At 57.2% G+C, this 14,878-nt stretch carries 14 protein-coding genes; 7 read left to right on the forward strand and 7 right to left on the reverse strand.

The window, feature by feature from the left end:
* Window position 1 precedes the first annotated feature (1 nt).
* Complete coding sequence (locus Q4D85_RS00685; protein WP_303197513.1) at window positions 2-1,261, forward strand: MFS transporter; 1,260 nt, start codon at window positions 2-4, stop codon at window positions 1,259-1,261.
* A gap of 82 nt (window positions 1,262-1,343) precedes the next feature.
* Here the strand turns inward: Q4D85_RS00685 and Q4D85_RS00690 are convergent, their stop codons facing one another.
* The 6 genes from Q4D85_RS00690 to Q4D85_RS00715 form a co-directional block, all read right to left on the reverse strand.
* Window positions 1,344-2,120 carry an enoyl-CoA hydratase gene (locus tag Q4D85_RS00690; protein WP_303197515.1) on the reverse strand — a complete coding sequence of 259 codons (777 nt, stop codon included), beginning with the start codon at window positions 2,118-2,120 and terminating at the stop codon, window positions 1,344-1,346.
* 17 nt (window positions 2,121-2,137) lie between these two features.
* Entirely contained in the window at window positions 2,138-3,034 is an 897-nt protein-coding gene (gene mmsB / locus Q4D85_RS00695) for a 3-hydroxyisobutyrate dehydrogenase (protein WP_303197517.1), read from the reverse strand.
* A gap of 41 nt (window positions 3,035-3,075) precedes the next feature.
* On the reverse strand, window positions 3,076-4,119 hold the full coding sequence (locus Q4D85_RS00700; protein ID WP_303197519.1) for an enoyl-CoA hydratase/isomerase family protein: 1,044 nt from the start codon (window positions 4,117-4,119) through the stop codon (window positions 3,076-3,078).
* Window positions 4,116-5,621, reverse strand: a complete 1,506-nt coding sequence (locus tag Q4D85_RS00705; RefSeq protein WP_303197520.1) for a CoA-acylating methylmalonate-semialdehyde dehydrogenase — start codon at window positions 5,619-5,621, stop codon at window positions 4,116-4,118. Before Q4D85_RS00705 ends, Q4D85_RS00700 begins: the two co-directional genes overlap by 4 nt.
* A gap of 117 nt (window positions 5,622-5,738) precedes the next feature.
* A complete protein-coding gene (locus Q4D85_RS00710) occupies window positions 5,739-6,914 on the reverse strand; it encodes an acetyl-CoA C-acyltransferase (RefSeq protein ID WP_303197522.1) in 1,176 nt (391 codons plus the stop codon).
* A 96-nt stretch (window positions 6,915-7,010) separates the two neighbouring features.
* Window positions 7,011-7,664 carry a GAP family protein gene (locus Q4D85_RS00715; protein WP_303197523.1) on the reverse strand — a complete coding sequence of 218 codons (654 nt, stop codon included), beginning with the start codon at window positions 7,662-7,664 and terminating at the stop codon, window positions 7,011-7,013.
* A gap of 488 nt (window positions 7,665-8,152) precedes the next feature.
* Between Q4D85_RS00715 and Q4D85_RS00720 the strand changes: the two genes are divergently transcribed.
* From Q4D85_RS00720 to Q4D85_RS00740, 5 genes are all read left to right on the forward strand, one after another.
* Window positions 8,153-9,583, forward strand: coding sequence for a glyceraldehyde-3-phosphate dehydrogenase (locus Q4D85_RS00720; RefSeq protein ID WP_303197524.1), 1,431 nt, complete (start codon window positions 8,153-8,155; stop codon window positions 9,581-9,583).
* Window positions 9,584-9,691: 108 nt separating this feature from the next.
* Window positions 9,692-10,342 (forward strand): hypothetical protein, encoded by a 651-nt coding sequence (locus Q4D85_RS00725; RefSeq protein WP_303197525.1) that lies wholly within the window; start codon window positions 9,692-9,694, stop codon window positions 10,340-10,342.
* 19 nt (window positions 10,343-10,361) lie between these two features.
* Entirely contained in the window at window positions 10,362-10,997 is a 636-nt protein-coding gene (locus Q4D85_RS00730) for a hypothetical protein (RefSeq protein WP_303197527.1), read from the forward strand.
* A 198-nt stretch (window positions 10,998-11,195) separates the two neighbouring features.
* Complete coding sequence (locus tag Q4D85_RS00735) at window positions 11,196-11,777, forward strand: TetR/AcrR family transcriptional regulator (protein WP_303197528.1); 582 nt, start codon at window positions 11,196-11,198, stop codon at window positions 11,775-11,777.
* A gap of 113 nt (window positions 11,778-11,890) precedes the next feature.
* Window positions 11,891-12,871 carry a DUF6882 domain-containing protein gene (locus Q4D85_RS00740; protein WP_303197529.1) on the forward strand — a complete coding sequence of 327 codons (981 nt, stop codon included), beginning with the start codon at window positions 11,891-11,893 and terminating at the stop codon, window positions 12,869-12,871.
* Here the strand turns inward: Q4D85_RS00740 and Q4D85_RS00745 are convergent.
* Window positions 12,860-13,909, reverse strand: a complete 1,050-nt coding sequence (locus tag Q4D85_RS00745) for an enoyl-CoA hydratase/isomerase family protein (protein WP_303197530.1) — start codon at window positions 13,907-13,909, stop codon at window positions 12,860-12,862. The two genes, Q4D85_RS00740 and Q4D85_RS00745, sit on opposite strands and share 12 nt — an antisense overlap.
* Window positions 13,910-14,030: 121 nt before the next feature.
* On the opposite strand from Q4D85_RS00745, the gene Q4D85_RS00750 reads away from it, so the two are divergent.
* Window positions 14,031-14,834 (forward strand): HAD family hydrolase, encoded by an 804-nt coding sequence (locus Q4D85_RS00750; protein ID WP_303197531.1) that lies wholly within the window; start codon window positions 14,031-14,033, stop codon window positions 14,832-14,834.
* Window positions 14,835-14,878 lie beyond the last annotated feature (44 nt).

Raw genomic sequence — 14,878 nt, forward strand, 5'->3', positions numbered from 1 at the left:
CATGGCGTCGAAGAAACACCAACTTTTCGCACAACCCGCTTATCGACGCCTCATGGCTGGTCAAACCGCCAGCACCTTAGGCTCTAGCGTCTCCACTTTCGCGCTTTTCATCTACACTTTCGACACGACTCGTTCGGCATCACTCGCGGCGATCGTGAGCAGTCTCAGTGTCATCGCTACCCTACTAGTTTCGGTTCCGGCCGGGGCGTGGATTGACAGGATCAATCCACTTTCGGCAATTTTCGCATCCGTGTGGTGCGGGATCATTACCACCACGGCTGCCGTCTGTCTTCACTATCTCTTTGGCGTAATACCAGTGGGATTTTTATGTCTCATTTCTTTCCTTCTTGGCTGCGCCACTGCACTTTTCGCCCCCGCTGAACGTGCCGCGCTAAAACGCATGATAGCTCCGGAACTCCTGGGATCGGCAATGGCGATTAATCAGGCGCGATATTCCATCGGAACCGTAGGCGGCCCGCTGGTCGGTGCGATCATGTACGCACGCGATAAAGCAGCACCTTTTGGTTTCGATTTGTTGACCTATATCTTTGCTGCATGGATGTTTCGTTCGATCCCCCAATCACAGCTCCACTATGCGGGTGAATCTGGGCCCAAGAAAGCAGATAGTTACCTTGATACCATTACCTGGATCAAATCTGATCCGTTGTTGTGGACAGTCGTTTGGTTTACGCCTGTATTGAACTTCGCGATGTCAGGCAGCCTTAATTCCATGCACGTGGTACTCGCACAGAACCCAGCTGGCAGCACCCAACTTGGATGGTTTCAATCCAGCTATGGGCTTTGCGGGTTACTAGGTTCGCTTATCGCTACAGTCATTATCACTCGGTTTCGTGGTGGGGTGATTTTATGCTGCTGTGCTGTGGTTTTTGCCGTGGTTTTTCTCACTGCCCCCTGGATTACAGGGTGGCTACTTGCCACTGGTGTATTCGGTTGTTTCGCGATAGCACTACCATGTTTCAACGCGGTGCTCAGTGGTTATTTCGTCATCAAAGTTCCTCACCATTTCGTAGGAAAAGCGACAGCCATCATGGTAGTAACCGCCATGGGTTTCATGCCGATAGGGATGTGGGTTTCTGGAATCCTCATTGAAAGCTGCTCCCCCATGGTTGCTTTCTATTCTTTTGCAAGTGTTTTCTCTCTCGCTGCTGTGGCGTTCTTAGCAACCCCAGCGGTTCGGTCACTTCCAGTTCTCCGGGAGATCCCCTCGGCTACTTCGGCCTCAATGGAAGACCAGAATTAATCATCGCCAATGGTGCCAAGGCTCAATCAAGAATACGAAACCCACCGACACGTGTATCTGTCGGTGGGTTTCGTATTGGGGTTTAGCTGTGGGTGAAGTTCGGGTCCCGCTTGTCCACGAAGGCGGCCATGCCTTCTTTCTGGTCATGCGAGGCGAATCCGGAGTGGAATACCCGACGTTCAAAGTCGATTCCTTGCGCCAAGGTGGTTTCAAAAGCGGCGTTGACCACTTCTTTCACCATGATTGCCGCGACCTTCGACTTGGATGCGATGAGTTCGGCGGTGGTGAGGGCGTCGTCAAGCAATTCCTCGTTCGGAACCACCCGGGTGACCAGGCCGGAGCGTTCAGCCTCATCGGCGCCCATCATCCGCCCGGTCAAGCACATGTCCATCGCCTTAGATTTCCCGACCGCGCGGGTGAGGCGTTGCGAACCGCCCATTCCGGGGATGACGCCGAGGTTGATTTCCGGCTGGCCGAATTTGGCGCTTTCGGCGGCGATGATGAAGTCGCACATCATCGCCAGTTCGCAGCCGCCGCCGAGGGCGTATCCGCTGACCGCCGCAATGATCGGGGTGCGCAGGCGGGTGAAGTCCTCCCACCCTTTGAACCAGTTGGACATGTACATGTCGGTGGCGGATTTTTCGGACATTTCTTTGATGTCTGCGCCGGCGGCGAAGGCTTTTTCACTGCCGGTGAGCACCATGCATCCGATGTTGATGTCGTTATCGAACGCGCGGGCGGCGGCAACCACCTCATGCATGGTGGCGTCGTTGAGGGCGTTGAGTGCCTTGGGACGGTTGAGGGTGATGATCCCCACCCGGCCTCGGGTTTCAACGAGAATATTCTCATAATCGCTCATCGGTTTTACCTTATCTTTTAAGAGTTTTCCCGGATGGTGTTGATAATGCCGGAGAAATCTTTAGCGGCACCCTCGCCGTCCGCGAACGCTTTGTATATTTCCACTGCCAGACTACCCATCTTCGCGTCGGTGCCGGTTTGCGAGATGGCGTTCGCGGCCAATCCCAAATCCTTGGACATCAACGCACCGGCGAAACCGGGCTGGAAATCCCGGTTCGCGGGGCTGGTTGGTACCGGACCAGGCACCGGGCAGTTAGTATTGAGCGCCCAGCAGCTTGCGGTAGCGGTGGAGGCAACATCGAAGAATACTTGGGGGTCCACGCCGAGGGATTCAGCGAGAACAAACGCCTCCGACACTCCGATCATGGAGATGGCCAGCACCATGTTATTGCAGATCTTGACCGCCTGACCGGCCCCGGATTCACCGCAGTGGATGATGTTTTTGCCCATTGCTTCCAGGACTGGTTTCGCGGCGGTGAAGCCTTCGTCGCTGGCCCCGACCATGAAGGTAAGGGTGGCGTTCTGCGCCCCGACGATGCCGCCCGAAACGGGGGCGTCGATGCCTGGTCGGTGACCGGCGTCGGCCGCCATGTGCGAGGCTTCCCGCGCGTCGGCGACGTCCACGGTGGAGCAATCGATAAACAGTGCCCCGGCGGGTGCGGCCTTGAGGAAACCGTCCTCGCCACCGTAGGCGGCTTTAAGAATGTTGCCATTGGGCAGCATGGTTATCACGACATCAGCGTTCGCGACTGCCTCCGCGCCGGTGGCGCAGGCAATGACCCCAGCAGCTTCGGCATTGTTACGGGCGGCTTCGACTGGGTCGAAACCGTAGACCGTGTAGCCAGCCTTGACCAGGTTTCCAGCCATTGGGCCGCCCATGTTTCCCAGACCGATGAAAGCTACATTGTTAGCCATACTTTTTCCTTATCTGTTGTTGCTTACTGGTGCACTGATTGTTAGGTCAGGTTCAGCGGCGGAATCCTGCTGTCGCGCAGCTCGCCTACGATGGCGGCCACGCTGTCGTCGCTGACTTCATCGAGTGTGGCCGGACGCCATGTGGGGTTGCGGTCTTTGTCCACCACTTGGGCGCGCACGCCTTCGACGAAATCGGGTTCGCGGTGCATGTTATTGGAAACCCGGTATTCTTCCTCCAAGGCTTCGGCGAGGCTCATGGTGGCGGCGCGGCGGATGGATTCCAAAGTAACCTTCACGGCGGTTGGGCTATTGCGGCGAATGCGTTGTGCGGCATCGCGTGCCCAATCGGAATCCACGGCATCTAAGTGTTCAAGGATTTCGGCTACGGAACCAGCCTGGTAGGCGGCCGTGATCTCCGATTGCTTGCCGTCGAATGCTTCGCCTGCCGGGCGGGCGAATTCCGCGATGCTGTCTGGGGAACCAGTTTGGCACAGCTTGTCGACGAGCGCCGGGAGGTCATCCTGCGGAACGTAGTAATCCGCCATGTTCGCTGCGATCGCCTCCGGGGCACCGACGTGGATTCCGGTAAGCCCCAAATGAATGCCCAGGTTATCTGGGGCGTGCGATAGCAGGAATGAACCGCCCACGTCGGGGACGAATCCAATCCCAGTTTCCGGCATACCCACCCGGGTGTTATCGGTCACGATCCGGTGGGAGCCGTGTGCCGAAACCCCGATGCCACCGCCGAGGACGATTCCGGTCATGAGCGCGACATACGGCTTGGGATATTCGGAAATCGCGAGGTTAAGTTGGTATTCGTCGTGCCAGAACTTCGCCCCCTCAAGGCCGTTGTCACGCGCATCGTTATAGAGCGCGATGATGTCGCCACCGGCGCACAGGCCCCGCTCCCCCGCCCCCTGAAGGATTACGAGTTCAACGGCGTCGTTGTCCTGGTAATCCTTCAGAGCCTTCGCCATGAGCCCCACCATGTTGTGGTTGAGCGCGTTCATGGCCTTGGGTCGGTTGAGGGTGATGATTCCCGCTTTGCCCCGGATTTCGGTTAAGACTTCTGGGGCGTCGGTCATGATTGGTCACCTAACGGCATGATGAACTTCGCGCCGGTGGATGGCTCGGACGGCCAGCGTTCGGTGACGGTCTTAGTCTTGGTGTAGAAGCGGAAAGCGTCCGGGCCGTGCTGGTTGAGGTCGCCGAAGCCGGATGCCTTCCAGCCGCCGAAGGTGTAGTAGCCGATCGGCACCGGGATGGGGACGTTGATGCCCACCATGCCGACCTGCACCCGGGCGGCAAAGTCGCGGGCGGCACCACCGTTATTGGTCATGATCGCAACACCATTGCCGTACTCATGGTCGTTGACCAGCTTGAGGGCTTCTTCGTAGTCGGATACGCGGACGATGCACAGCACTGGGCCGAAGATTTCGTCGGTGTAGATGGACATGTCGGCGGTTACGTTGTCGAACAGGCTTGGGCCGATGAAGAAGCCCGCCTCGTGTCCTGGAACTACCAGGTCGCGGCCGTCGACGACGAGTTCAGCGCCGGCGTCGACGCCTTCACCGATGTAGCGACGTACCCGGTCGAGGGCGTCGCGGCCAACCAGCGGGCCGTAGTCGGCGTTCGGGTCATCGTATGCGCCGACCTTGAGGTTGGCGATGCGTTCGGTGAGCTTTTCGACGAGTGCGTCTGCGGTTTCCTTTCCTACCGGCAATGCCACCGACAACGCCATGCACCGCTCACCGGCGGAACCGTAAGCGGCACCGACCAGGGCGTCCGCCACCTGGTCGAGGTCTGCGTCCGGCATGATGATGCAGTGGTTCTTTGCACCGCCGAAGCACTGCGCCCGCTTGCCGAGTTCAGCGGCGCGGGAGAAGATCGACTGCGCAATCGGGGTGGAACCGACGAAGCCATAGGCGCGAACCCGTGGGTCTTCCATCAACGCATCGACTGCGGTGCGATCGCCGTTGACGACATTGAAGATACCGTCAGGCAAGCCTGCTTCGGAGGCTAACTCCGCCAACCGGAATGGTACGCTTGGGCAGCGCTCCGATGGCTTGAGAATGAAGGCGTTACCAGCAGCAATCGCAGGCCCGAGCTTCCACAGTGGAATCATCGCGGGGAAGTTAAACGGGGTGATGCCAGCAACCACGCCGAGAGGCTGACGCATGGAATAGGTGTCGATTCCGGTGCCCACCGAGTCGGAATACTCGCCCTTGAGCAAGTGCGGCGCCCCCATTGCAAATTCGAGAACGTCCAGGCCGCGTTCGATGTCACCCTTGGCGTCGGCGAGAACCTTGCCGTGTTCAGAGGACAGCAGCGCAGCCAATTCATCCATGTTCTCGCGGATGAGTTCAACGAATTTTCCGAGAATGCGTGCCCGGCGCTGCGGGTTGGTGGCCGCCCACTTAGGCTGCGCAGCTGCGGCAACGTCGATTGCGTTGGTTACTTCGTCGCGGGTTGCCAGCGCCACCCGCGCTTGCACTGCGCCTTCCGCCGGATTGTAGACATCACCGAAGCGGTTTGAGGTGCCGGTTACGGTTTCACCGCCGATATAGTGGTGGACTTCACGGGTCATGGAAAACCTCCAAATTTTGGGCCAAATTATGTGTTTCAGATAACAACGTCTTGCGACTTGAGTCACAGTATAACTATTTCAAAGTTGAAATACTAGGGTTTTCGAAAAAACCTAAAATTACGCCTCCAATAGCAAGGCTTCCCCTTGCCCACCACCCCCGCATAACGCCAACCCAGCCTTCGTACCGCGCTTTTGCTGCAACATATGAGCTGCGTGAACAACCAGGCGCGCCCCGGATGCCCCGACCGGGTGCCCCAGCGCGATAGCTCCCCCCTCTTCATTAACGTTTTCTACATCGACCCCGAGTTCCATGGCGCTTTGCACCGTCACCGCAGCAAATGCCTCATTGATTTCCACCACATCCAGGTCCGCGATATCCCACCCTTGGCGGGCCAAGGCTACCTCAAGGGCGCGTGCCGGTTTGGCCTGCAAGGAATGATCCGGTCCTGCAATCTGACCCGGCGCGCGCACCGTTGCCAGCACCGGCCAGCCGTTTTCTTGAGCCACTTCTCGGGTGGTTAACACGCAGGCTGCGGCACCATCGGTAATTTGCGAAGAGTTTCCCGCCGTCACGGTCCCATCCGGCGTAAACGCTGGCCGCAGGCTACTTAAGCTATCGATTGTGGTTTCCGGCCGCACGCCTTCGTCGACAAGCACCTCGCCCTTTTTCGTTATCACTGGGACGATCTCAGCATCAAAGAGCCCGGCCTCCTGTGCCGCGTGCGCCCGCTGATGGGATCGTGCCGCGCATTCGTCCTGCTCCTGCCGGTCGAGGGGGTACGTCAGGCTGAAGGATTCGGTGAGCACCCCCATCGATTCGCCGCTACCGGCGGCCGAGAGCGCATCGAAGGCCATGTGGTCTTCGGTTGCCGCTGGCCCGTATTTATATCCCCGGCGCGCCCCTAAGAGCAGATGCGGCGCGAGCGACATTGATTCCATTCCGCCAGCTACCACCACCTGCGCTTCGCCGGTTCGTAGCAGCCGGGCCGCGTCGATTACTGCGGTCAGCCCGGACAGGCAGACTTTATTGATGGTTAAGGTATGAGCCTCTTCACGCACCCCGGCGCCGAGCGCCGCCTGCTTGGTCGGGTTTTGCCCCACCCCCGCCTGGAGAACCTGTCCCATGATGACCGCGTCGATTGTATCCCCCGGCACGCCCGCTTGTTCCAGTGCGCCCCGGATCGCGATCGCGCCGAGCTCCGTGGCCGGGATTGTCGATAATCCGCCGAGCAGTTTGCCAAAGGGGGTTCGGGCCGCCCCCACGATTACGACGTCAGAACTTTGGTGCGTCATGCACGCCACCTCACAATCTTCAATGTGTACGAATTTTGTCTTTATCGTACAGTTACCGTGTGGTGCGCGCCACTGCTTTTAGCTACGGATTGTTTTTTACAGATGCAGAATACCCATCACGATGAGCACCACCGCCACCAGGTAACCAGCCACGGCGTTGGCTTGTTCTTTATGGGTCCGTACTCGTTCAAATAGTCGGCCTAATCCACTATTTGGTGCCCGACGCACGATCCCCACCGCCACTGCGGTCGCCGCCGGGAGCGACAGCGCCAGGCTTGCGTAGAAGATCATTCCCACGTAGCGCACGGCGACTGAGAAATCTCCGGCGCTGAGCACCGCGATGCCGGCAAAGAACGGAGCTGAGGTTGCCGATTGCACCAGACCTAAGATCAAACCTGCAACAAACGTCTTGATCGAGGGGCGCTGCAGCGGCGGCAGCAGTTTCGCCATCAGCGCCGAGGAATCCCCGCCCCGCCACGTAAGAATGGCACTTGCCACACCCACGATGATGAGGATAATGCCGAACGCGGGCGATTCCACCAGCCGTTTGACGGGTTCACCGATCCCATCGAAGACGAACATTGTAAACAGGGCCAGCAGGAAGACCCCCAGCCAGTCGCCCACTACCAAAAGAAAAGCTATTCGGTTGTAGCGCGCTGCGGCTGGCAGCATAACGCCGATGGCGACGATGACCCCGATAAGTAATACGTTGATGGAATCTAACAGGGCGTAGGTCACCGCATGCCACATAGAAGCTAATCCTTAAACTTTCTCTTAATCGGTTCGTGGCCATGACTTTTTAAGTATGACCACACCAGCCAGGACACTGCCGAAAATCCACACTGCGGACGTTGACTGCGCCTTGACGTATCCCCATAGTGTAGCCCCCGGCACGCCACCACAACATTGGGCGGGAAAGCCCCTGCTTCGATGGGCCGTTTGGCCCCCTTGCTTGTCGACGCCGCTGCGGCGCACCCCCGTTCGGTCCGGCACGCCAGCGTCGAAAAGCGAAAACCGCACTATATGGTTCACACCGCGCACAAAAGGTGTGACGGATTAAACCCGTAATCTTTGGAAACTAATACCCCCATTCCAAACACTAAAACCTTAAAGTGCACTAATATCTTGGGGGTACGTGCGGCACACACTGTCGCACCTGCACTGGACTTTTTCACTATTGTAAGTCCGATCTGATTCTCACCTATCCACACTTTTAAGCTGCAAGGAAAAACTCCCACATGGCTCAGGACTGGAATGAAAAACTCGAATCGGCGCAACAGATGCTGCCGCTGATTCACACCTTACACCGCACCAATAACGTTGTGACCTCCATCTTTGGTCGGCTGCTGATCGACGTCACCGATATCGACATCATCAAAGCACACCGCTATTCGCGGCTCGCAACCGACACTGAGCTTTCTCCCCGCGACACCCTGCCGATCTTGCAGGCGCTAGCTGAGCTCAATCTCGGTTCCGCCTCCATCGATCTCGGCAGCCTGGCGGTAAAGTACGCCGAAACCGGCGGCGACCTCACCCAGTTCCTCCGCACCGAATTGGCGGACGTCATTGACGGTACGTCCACGCCTGAGTCTCGCGACGTTGTTCTTTACGGCTTCGGCCGCATCGGTCGCCTTCTGGCACGGATCCTCATTTCCCGGGAGGCTGCCTACGGTTCCGTGAAACTACGGGCGGTCGTCGTACGCAAGAATGGCGATAAGGACCTCCAGAAGCGGGCGTCGCTGCTGCGCCGCGACTCGGTGCACGGCGCGTTTAACGGAACCATCACCGTCGATGAGGAAAACAATGTTATCTGGGCCAACGGCACCAAGATTCAGGTGATTTATTCCAATGACCCGGCAACCGTCGATTACACCGCCTACGGCATTTCTGACGCCATCGTCGTTGATAACACCGGCCGGTGGCGCGATCGGGAAGGTTTAAGCCAGCATCTGAAGTCCAAGGGCGTTGCCCGCGTTATCCTCACCGCACCGGGTAAGGGCGATTTGAAGAACGTGGTGTATGGCATCAACCACGATGACATCACCGATGCTGATGAAATCATCACCGCAGCTTCCTGCACCACCAATGCAATCACCCCGGTTCTGAAGGTGCTCAACGACCACTACGGCGTGAAGTATGGGCATGTGGAAACCGTCCACTCCTTTACCAACGACCAGAACCTCATTGATAACTTCCACAAGGGCGAACGACGCGGCCGCGCAGCCGGTTTGAACATGGTGCTTACCGAAACCGGTGCAGCCAAGGCGGTATCTAAGGCACTTCCAGAGTTGGAAGGCAAGCTGACCGGTAATGCAATTCGGGTACCTACCCCGGATGTGTCCATGGCGGTGCTCAACCTCACCTTGGAAAAGGAAGTAACCCGCGATGAGGTCAACGCGTTGATGGATCGGGTGGCGCTTTTCTCCAACCTTCGGCAGCAGATTTCCTATATCCAGTCCCCGGAGGTGGTATCCACCGACTTCGTGGGCACCACCCACGCTGGCATCGTTGATGGCCTAGCCACCATCGCCAACGGAAACCACTTGGTGCTCTATGTTTGGTACGACAATGAGTTCGGCTATTCCAACCAGGTAGTACGCATCGTTGAGGAAGTAGCTGGCGCACGCCCCATCGTCTTGCCGCAGCGCATCGATCAAAAGGAGCTCTAGCTAGTTCTTCTCCTTCACGGCCGCCCCGTCGTCTCCAACCATTTTTAAGCTACGGCCGTAGTTCCTATGGCGGGGCGGCTTGCCGCATTGTAACGACAGATTTCGTGGATGTCACCGAAACCAGCGCCGCCTACTGGCGCTATGAGTAGCGTTCTTCATCTTTCTCCCACCATGTCTTCTCCCACCCCGCCACTGTTGCGCTACGGCTTGGCCTACGCCGCCAGCTGCCGCAGCGGCCACGAAATGGAAGTACCGCCACCTGCCACCGCAGCGAATCTGGCGGCGATTTTAAACCGTTACCCGCTTGCGCCACCGGAGCTGCTGGACTTGTACCGCCACGTTGACGGCACGTGGCCGCCACCATCGACCTCCGGGCCTGGGCTTCCGCTTTTTCGGTGGCCAACCAACAACGCGGCAAGTTTGCTGCCCAGCTGGGCAGTACTCGACGGCGCCGATTTCTCGCATCCCCGATCCCGGGGTGACAAGTCGGCTGGCACTATTGGTGAGCTTTTCGACGCCAGACTGCCGGAACATTTCGATCCTCGTATCGATCCCACTGTTCCGCTCTCTCATTGGTTGTGGTTTGGAACCGATGGTGTGAGCACGGAACTGTTTATCGATTTTCACCCCGGCCCAGGTGGGGTGTGTGGGCAGATAATCAACCCCATTGCGGGTGTTGTGTATGCGTCGAAATTCACAGTGTTCCTGGATACCTGCGTGCGGCATTATCATGAGCTTTTGTCAGCTCCACCCAGCTAGCCCTAGGAGGCGAAACCTAATGTCTATTCCGCCAGTATTATCCCAACTCACTACGTCCGAACTGTATCGCCGCGCCCAAGCGCTATCGATAGTGGAGGCGATCAATGGTCCCGAATGGTCGGATCGCTATTTTTCCTTCACCCCGGACTGGTCCGATAACGAGCAATCGGTGGAGGGTCGCGATGGCGAGGGCGATAGCCTGCTGATTGTTTTCCAGCCGGAAGGTGTAGCCATCAATGGCTTTTGCATAGATGGGACGTCGGCAGCCACCGGTGACCTGGTCGGCGGTGATGTCCCGGACTGTTTCTCTGAATTCTATTTCGGGGAGCCGGTTTCAACGATTGGTAGTTCCTTCTGTTTCTACTCATTATCTGACGGAAAGTGGCAGGGTGCCGAAGCAGAAGCGGGGGTCAGCGATTTCTGGTTGGGCTTTTTCGACGGCGATCCGGCCACCTATCGTGACTGGGCGGTGGATTATTATGACGAGCAACCCGGGCTGGAGCAATCCGGTGCACTTGATGTCATTGCCGGTATTTATGCCCACCACCCACTCAGCCGGGCGCAGGTTACCCAATTGGCACCGGATTTTGATGACTGGGCGATGCTCAAAGAAGAGGCGATCGCCATCGGCTTCCCACTAGCGCCCGACTTTTAGGAATGAGAGCTGGTTATCCCCCGCCCTTCACCCCCGAACACCACAATAAAAAGCACAAAAGCTACCCTTTAGTGCTGAAATAGGCGGTGGAAAAATTTTTTAGGCTTGACCACCCCATGAGGGGACAACTTTCGATTACCATTTTCTTTCGTCACATCCAGTACCTCTATTGTTCATCGTCAATCAAGGAGCTAGCGCGTGGGAGAAATCCGAGAAGCGAAGAAAGCTGCAACCCGCAAGGCACTCGCACGCGCCGCCGCCGAAATTGCGCGAGATCGCGGGGTGGAGGCAATGAGTATCGCCGCGATCACCATGAAGGTGGGGGTATCGCAACGCACGTTCCATAATTATTTCGATTCCAAAAACGATGCGATCATCGAGTTCGCGATCCTGTGCGTTGATAATCTCATCGACACCATCACCGGTTTGACGCAGCGAGGCAATCTCATTGATGCGGTGGAGGAGGCCGTGGTGAAGCATCTAGAGGTGGCCGATGAGGATCTTGAGTCTTTTTTCTCCTTGAAGCTCATGCGGGAACAGTTCGACGTTTACAATAAGGAACGACGCTTCGATGGAGTCATGGAATTGCAACAGCGGGTTTTGGAGAAAACCCAGGCATTGTATCCGGAGTTAAGCCCGCTGGGGGTACGGGCGCAATTGACAGCTGCGGCCAGCACCGCAAAGCTAGCGTTGGATTTCTATTATTCGTACCATCACAACGAGGGAAAGCAGAAGGCTGTTTCCCTCGTTCATGAAGCATTCGCCCAGTTGCGGCGCTAAACTTAAAACCCAATAGGGAAAGGTTATGGTGATCTCCGGTGTTTCTAAGTGCGCCTTTATCACTGAGTGATGTTGTTACCGATGGTTTTATCACTCAAGCAGGCATCGATGATATGTTCCGGCTGCGAGGCACCATCACGGAGGTGGAATACAATCCACAAGGTGATGGTTATGAAGTAGTCCTGCATTACGGCAAGGAAACGCAGGTTTTCGACGCCACAGTGATTGCTCGCATCGATGCCGATCGCACAACCTGGTCCTGGGTTGAGGAACCGCAATTCGGCTTCTTGGGAACCTGGCCCAGTGACGACATGATCGCCGCCGCCCGCACGCTGCATAACAACGGCCCTAGCTTTTTAGTCCCCCAAACCGATGGCTCCACTGATGTGGTGTTGATCGATCGTCATGAATTTCCCGCGTTGCATCCGCGTACCGCGCTGTGCGTGGGCCTAGCCGCGATGCCTGAGACGATGGATATTCAACGGGCCATTTTAGCGTTCAGTGCCGTAAATCAGCTCAGCATTCACGTCGACGACGACACGATCACCTTTGAAGATGGCACCGTCGTCGACCTGAAGGAGCGTCGAGTCCGGGGCCAGTTGTCGTTTAGGGATGTGGTTGCCGACGCGTTTTATTTCTCCGCCGAGCATCAATTGTTCTTCGACGGAAATTACCCCGCCCCGCTTGTCGCTTTCCAGCCGGAAACCAGTACTCTGATCATTAACGATTCCGTTACTGCCCACGGCATTTTAGTCGGTACGATCACCGACAATGTGTTCCGGTGGGCGGATGAGCCGGTGCTGCGACAGTTCGCGGTGGATAACGGGGTGTCGGAATTTCTTCGCACCGAAATCCCCGTTTCGGAAGCCGCCGAGATGGGCCTGGATTGCGCTGCGAAACGTATTCTGCGGCACTGGACGCACGTTTTCGTCCAGCTTGACGACGACACCACGGCGCTGGTGCTCGCCGATGGCCCGACGCTTCGGCTTCCCGCTAAAAACATGGAGGCCACCCAAGCGGTGTTGGCCATCCCAACACCGCCGCATGTCGACCATGAGCGGGCAGTCGCCAGCTACCACCAGTTACGGGGTTAGCGGCTTCAGCACTGCCCGGTACTTTTCGGGATCCACCTCGGCAAACGTCGCCGGGCGGAATTCCGGGTTACGGCATTTATCCACCAAAACCGCCCGGATGCCCTCGGCGAAGTCTGGTTCCCGTCGGATCACTTCACCGAGTGCGGTTTCTAGGGCTAATTCCTGACGAATGTCGCTGCATTTCGCGGCGGCAGCCATCAATTCGGTGGCGGCAACAATCGCCGAGGGGCTGGACTTGTCAATGTGTTCGTAAACGATGCGGACGAAATCCTGGTTCGGGTGGTGTGCCAATGCCGCCTCGATTTCCGACCAGCTATCGAAGCTGAACGTCGCCTCGATGTCGTCGACAAGCTCGGCGAGCTGCGAAGACTCCGGCTCCTCTTGGGCAAACCGCGCCACCGCCGCAGCAATGCCCTCGGTGATGGCCAACTGCTGGAAACGAGCAATGTCGGCATGGGGCACAAAGTGGGTGGCCAACCCCGACCACATCATGTCGGCGGGGCTTAACCGCCAGCCGGTGAGCACCAGGAACAATGCCACCGCCGGTGAGGCGACGCCGCGTTCACCAACCATGCGCTGCAACATGTATGGCACCCCAACATCTGGGATATAGCCGATAGCCATTTCCGGCATAGCGGCGAATGCCTTTTCTGTGATGACGCGGTGACTACCGTGCGCAGAAATCCCGAGGCCGCCGCCCATCGCTACCCCGTCGATGATGGCGATATACGGTTTGGGGAAATGCGCCAGGTCGCCGTTCATTTCGTATTCGATGGCGAAGAATTTATCGGCCAACTCCGGCGTGCCAGCCACGACAACGTCGCGGGCGAATCGAACGTCGCCACCAGCGCAGAACCCTTTTTCGGAATTGGAGTACACGATCACCTGGGTGACGGTGTCGTCCGCTGCCCACTTTTTTAACTGGGTGTCGATGATGTCGATCATGTCCGGGTTGAGGGAATTGAGTGCCCGCGGGCGATTGAGTTCCAAGATCCCGGTCTGGTTGTCTACTCGGCTAAGAATAAAGTTTTCGGTCATGGCAACCAGTGTTCCATATCACTTTTCTTCGTGCAGCGATTTATGCATGTAGTCTTGAGCGTAACCCCAGAACTAAAAACAACTGGAAATAATCAAAACAATTCAAAAAGGATCACAACATATGCATTACCGGTTGGTGGCCACCGATATGGACGGAACGTTACTGGACGGCCAGCGGCGCATCCCTTCAGAATTTTGGCCCGTACTGAGGCAATTGCATGACGAAGGGGTGCATTTTGCACCAGCATCCGGCAGACAGCTCTACACCCTCATGGATCAGTTTGAACCTGCGGGTTTCCCAGTGTCGATCATCGCGGAAAACGGCACCGTGGTCTACCACGAGGGCGAAATCATCTCGACCACGACGATCAACCCCGAATCCGCAGGTGCCATCATTGATACCGTCTCCGCCACTGATTCTCTGGATTGGGGCTTGGTTGTATGCCGCACCGACGGGGCGTTTATCAATCGAACCGACCGGCCGTTTCTCGACCAATGCGAACCGTATTATGCGCGGTTACGCACAGTCGCCGACCTCAATGAATGCATCAATGATGAGGTCATTAAAATCGCCTTACTAATCTTCGACGATGCCGAGAAAGTTGCTGCCCCCATCATGCGGGAGGTGGCCGAAGACCTGACGGTGGCGATATCCGGCCACCACTGGATTGATATGTTCAACCCTGCCGCGAATAAAGGAATAGCCTTTACCCAATTGGCCGCCGCCATTGGCGTACCGATGGCGCAGACGGTCGCATTTGGCGATTATCTTAACGATACCGAGCTACTGGCTGCCGCTGGCCGGTCGTATGCCATGGCTAATGCGCATCCGGACATCATCAAAGCGGCGGATTTCCTCGCGCCTGCCAATACCGACAACGGAGTGGTTACCGAACTGCAAAAGCTCCTAGCCGGGAATTATTAAACCGGGTGCGGCATTACTAGCACCACACCCGGCTATAGTCACGA

The sequence above is a fragment of the Corynebacterium sp. genome (genome assembly GCF_030532965.1).
GTDB lineage: Bacteria > Actinomycetota > Actinomycetes > Mycobacteriales > Mycobacteriaceae > Corynebacterium.

Excerpts from the sequence above, each read along its gene's own strand:
- Q4D85_RS00725 (WP_303197525.1), top strand. The coding sequence starts at position 9,692 with ATGTCACCGAAACCAGCGCCGCCTACTGGCGCTATGAGTAGCGTTCTT.
- Q4D85_RS00690 (WP_303197515.1), bottom strand. The coding sequence starts at position 2,120 with ATGAGCGATTATGAGAATATTCTCGTTGAAACCCGAGGCCGGGTGGGG.
- Q4D85_RS00750 (WP_303197531.1), top strand. The coding sequence starts at position 14,031 with ATGCATTACCGGTTGGTGGCCACCGATATGGACGGAACGTTACTGGAC.
- Q4D85_RS00740 (WP_303197529.1), top strand. The coding sequence starts at position 11,891 with ATGTTCCGGCTGCGAGGCACCATCACGGAGGTGGAATACAATCCACAA.
- Q4D85_RS00685 (WP_303197513.1), top strand. The coding sequence starts at position 2 with ATGGCGTCGAAGAAACACCAACTTTTCGCACAACCCGCTTATCGACGC.
- mmsB (WP_303197517.1), bottom strand. The coding sequence starts at position 3,034 with ATGGCTAACAATGTAGCTTTCATCGGTCTGGGAAACATGGGCGGCCCA.
- Q4D85_RS00710 (WP_303197522.1), bottom strand. The coding sequence starts at position 6,914 with ATGACGCACCAAAGTTCTGACGTCGTAATCGTGGGGGCGGCCCGAACC.
- Q4D85_RS00715 (WP_303197523.1), bottom strand. The coding sequence starts at position 7,664 with ATGTGGCATGCGGTGACCTACGCCCTGTTAGATTCCATCAACGTATTA.
- Q4D85_RS00720 (WP_303197524.1), top strand. The coding sequence starts at position 8,153 with ATGGCTCAGGACTGGAATGAAAAACTCGAATCGGCGCAACAGATGCTG.
- Q4D85_RS00705 (WP_303197520.1), bottom strand. The coding sequence starts at position 5,621 with ATGACCCGTGAAGTCCACCACTATATCGGCGGTGAAACCGTAACCGGC.
- Q4D85_RS00700 (WP_303197519.1), bottom strand. The coding sequence starts at position 4,119 with ATGACCGACGCCCCAGAAGTCTTAACCGAAATCCGGGGCAAAGCGGGA.
- Q4D85_RS00745 (WP_303197530.1), bottom strand. The coding sequence starts at position 13,909 with ATGACCGAAAACTTTATTCTTAGCCGAGTAGACAACCAGACCGGGATC.
- Q4D85_RS00730 (WP_303197527.1), top strand. The coding sequence starts at position 10,362 with ATGTCTATTCCGCCAGTATTATCCCAACTCACTACGTCCGAACTGTAT.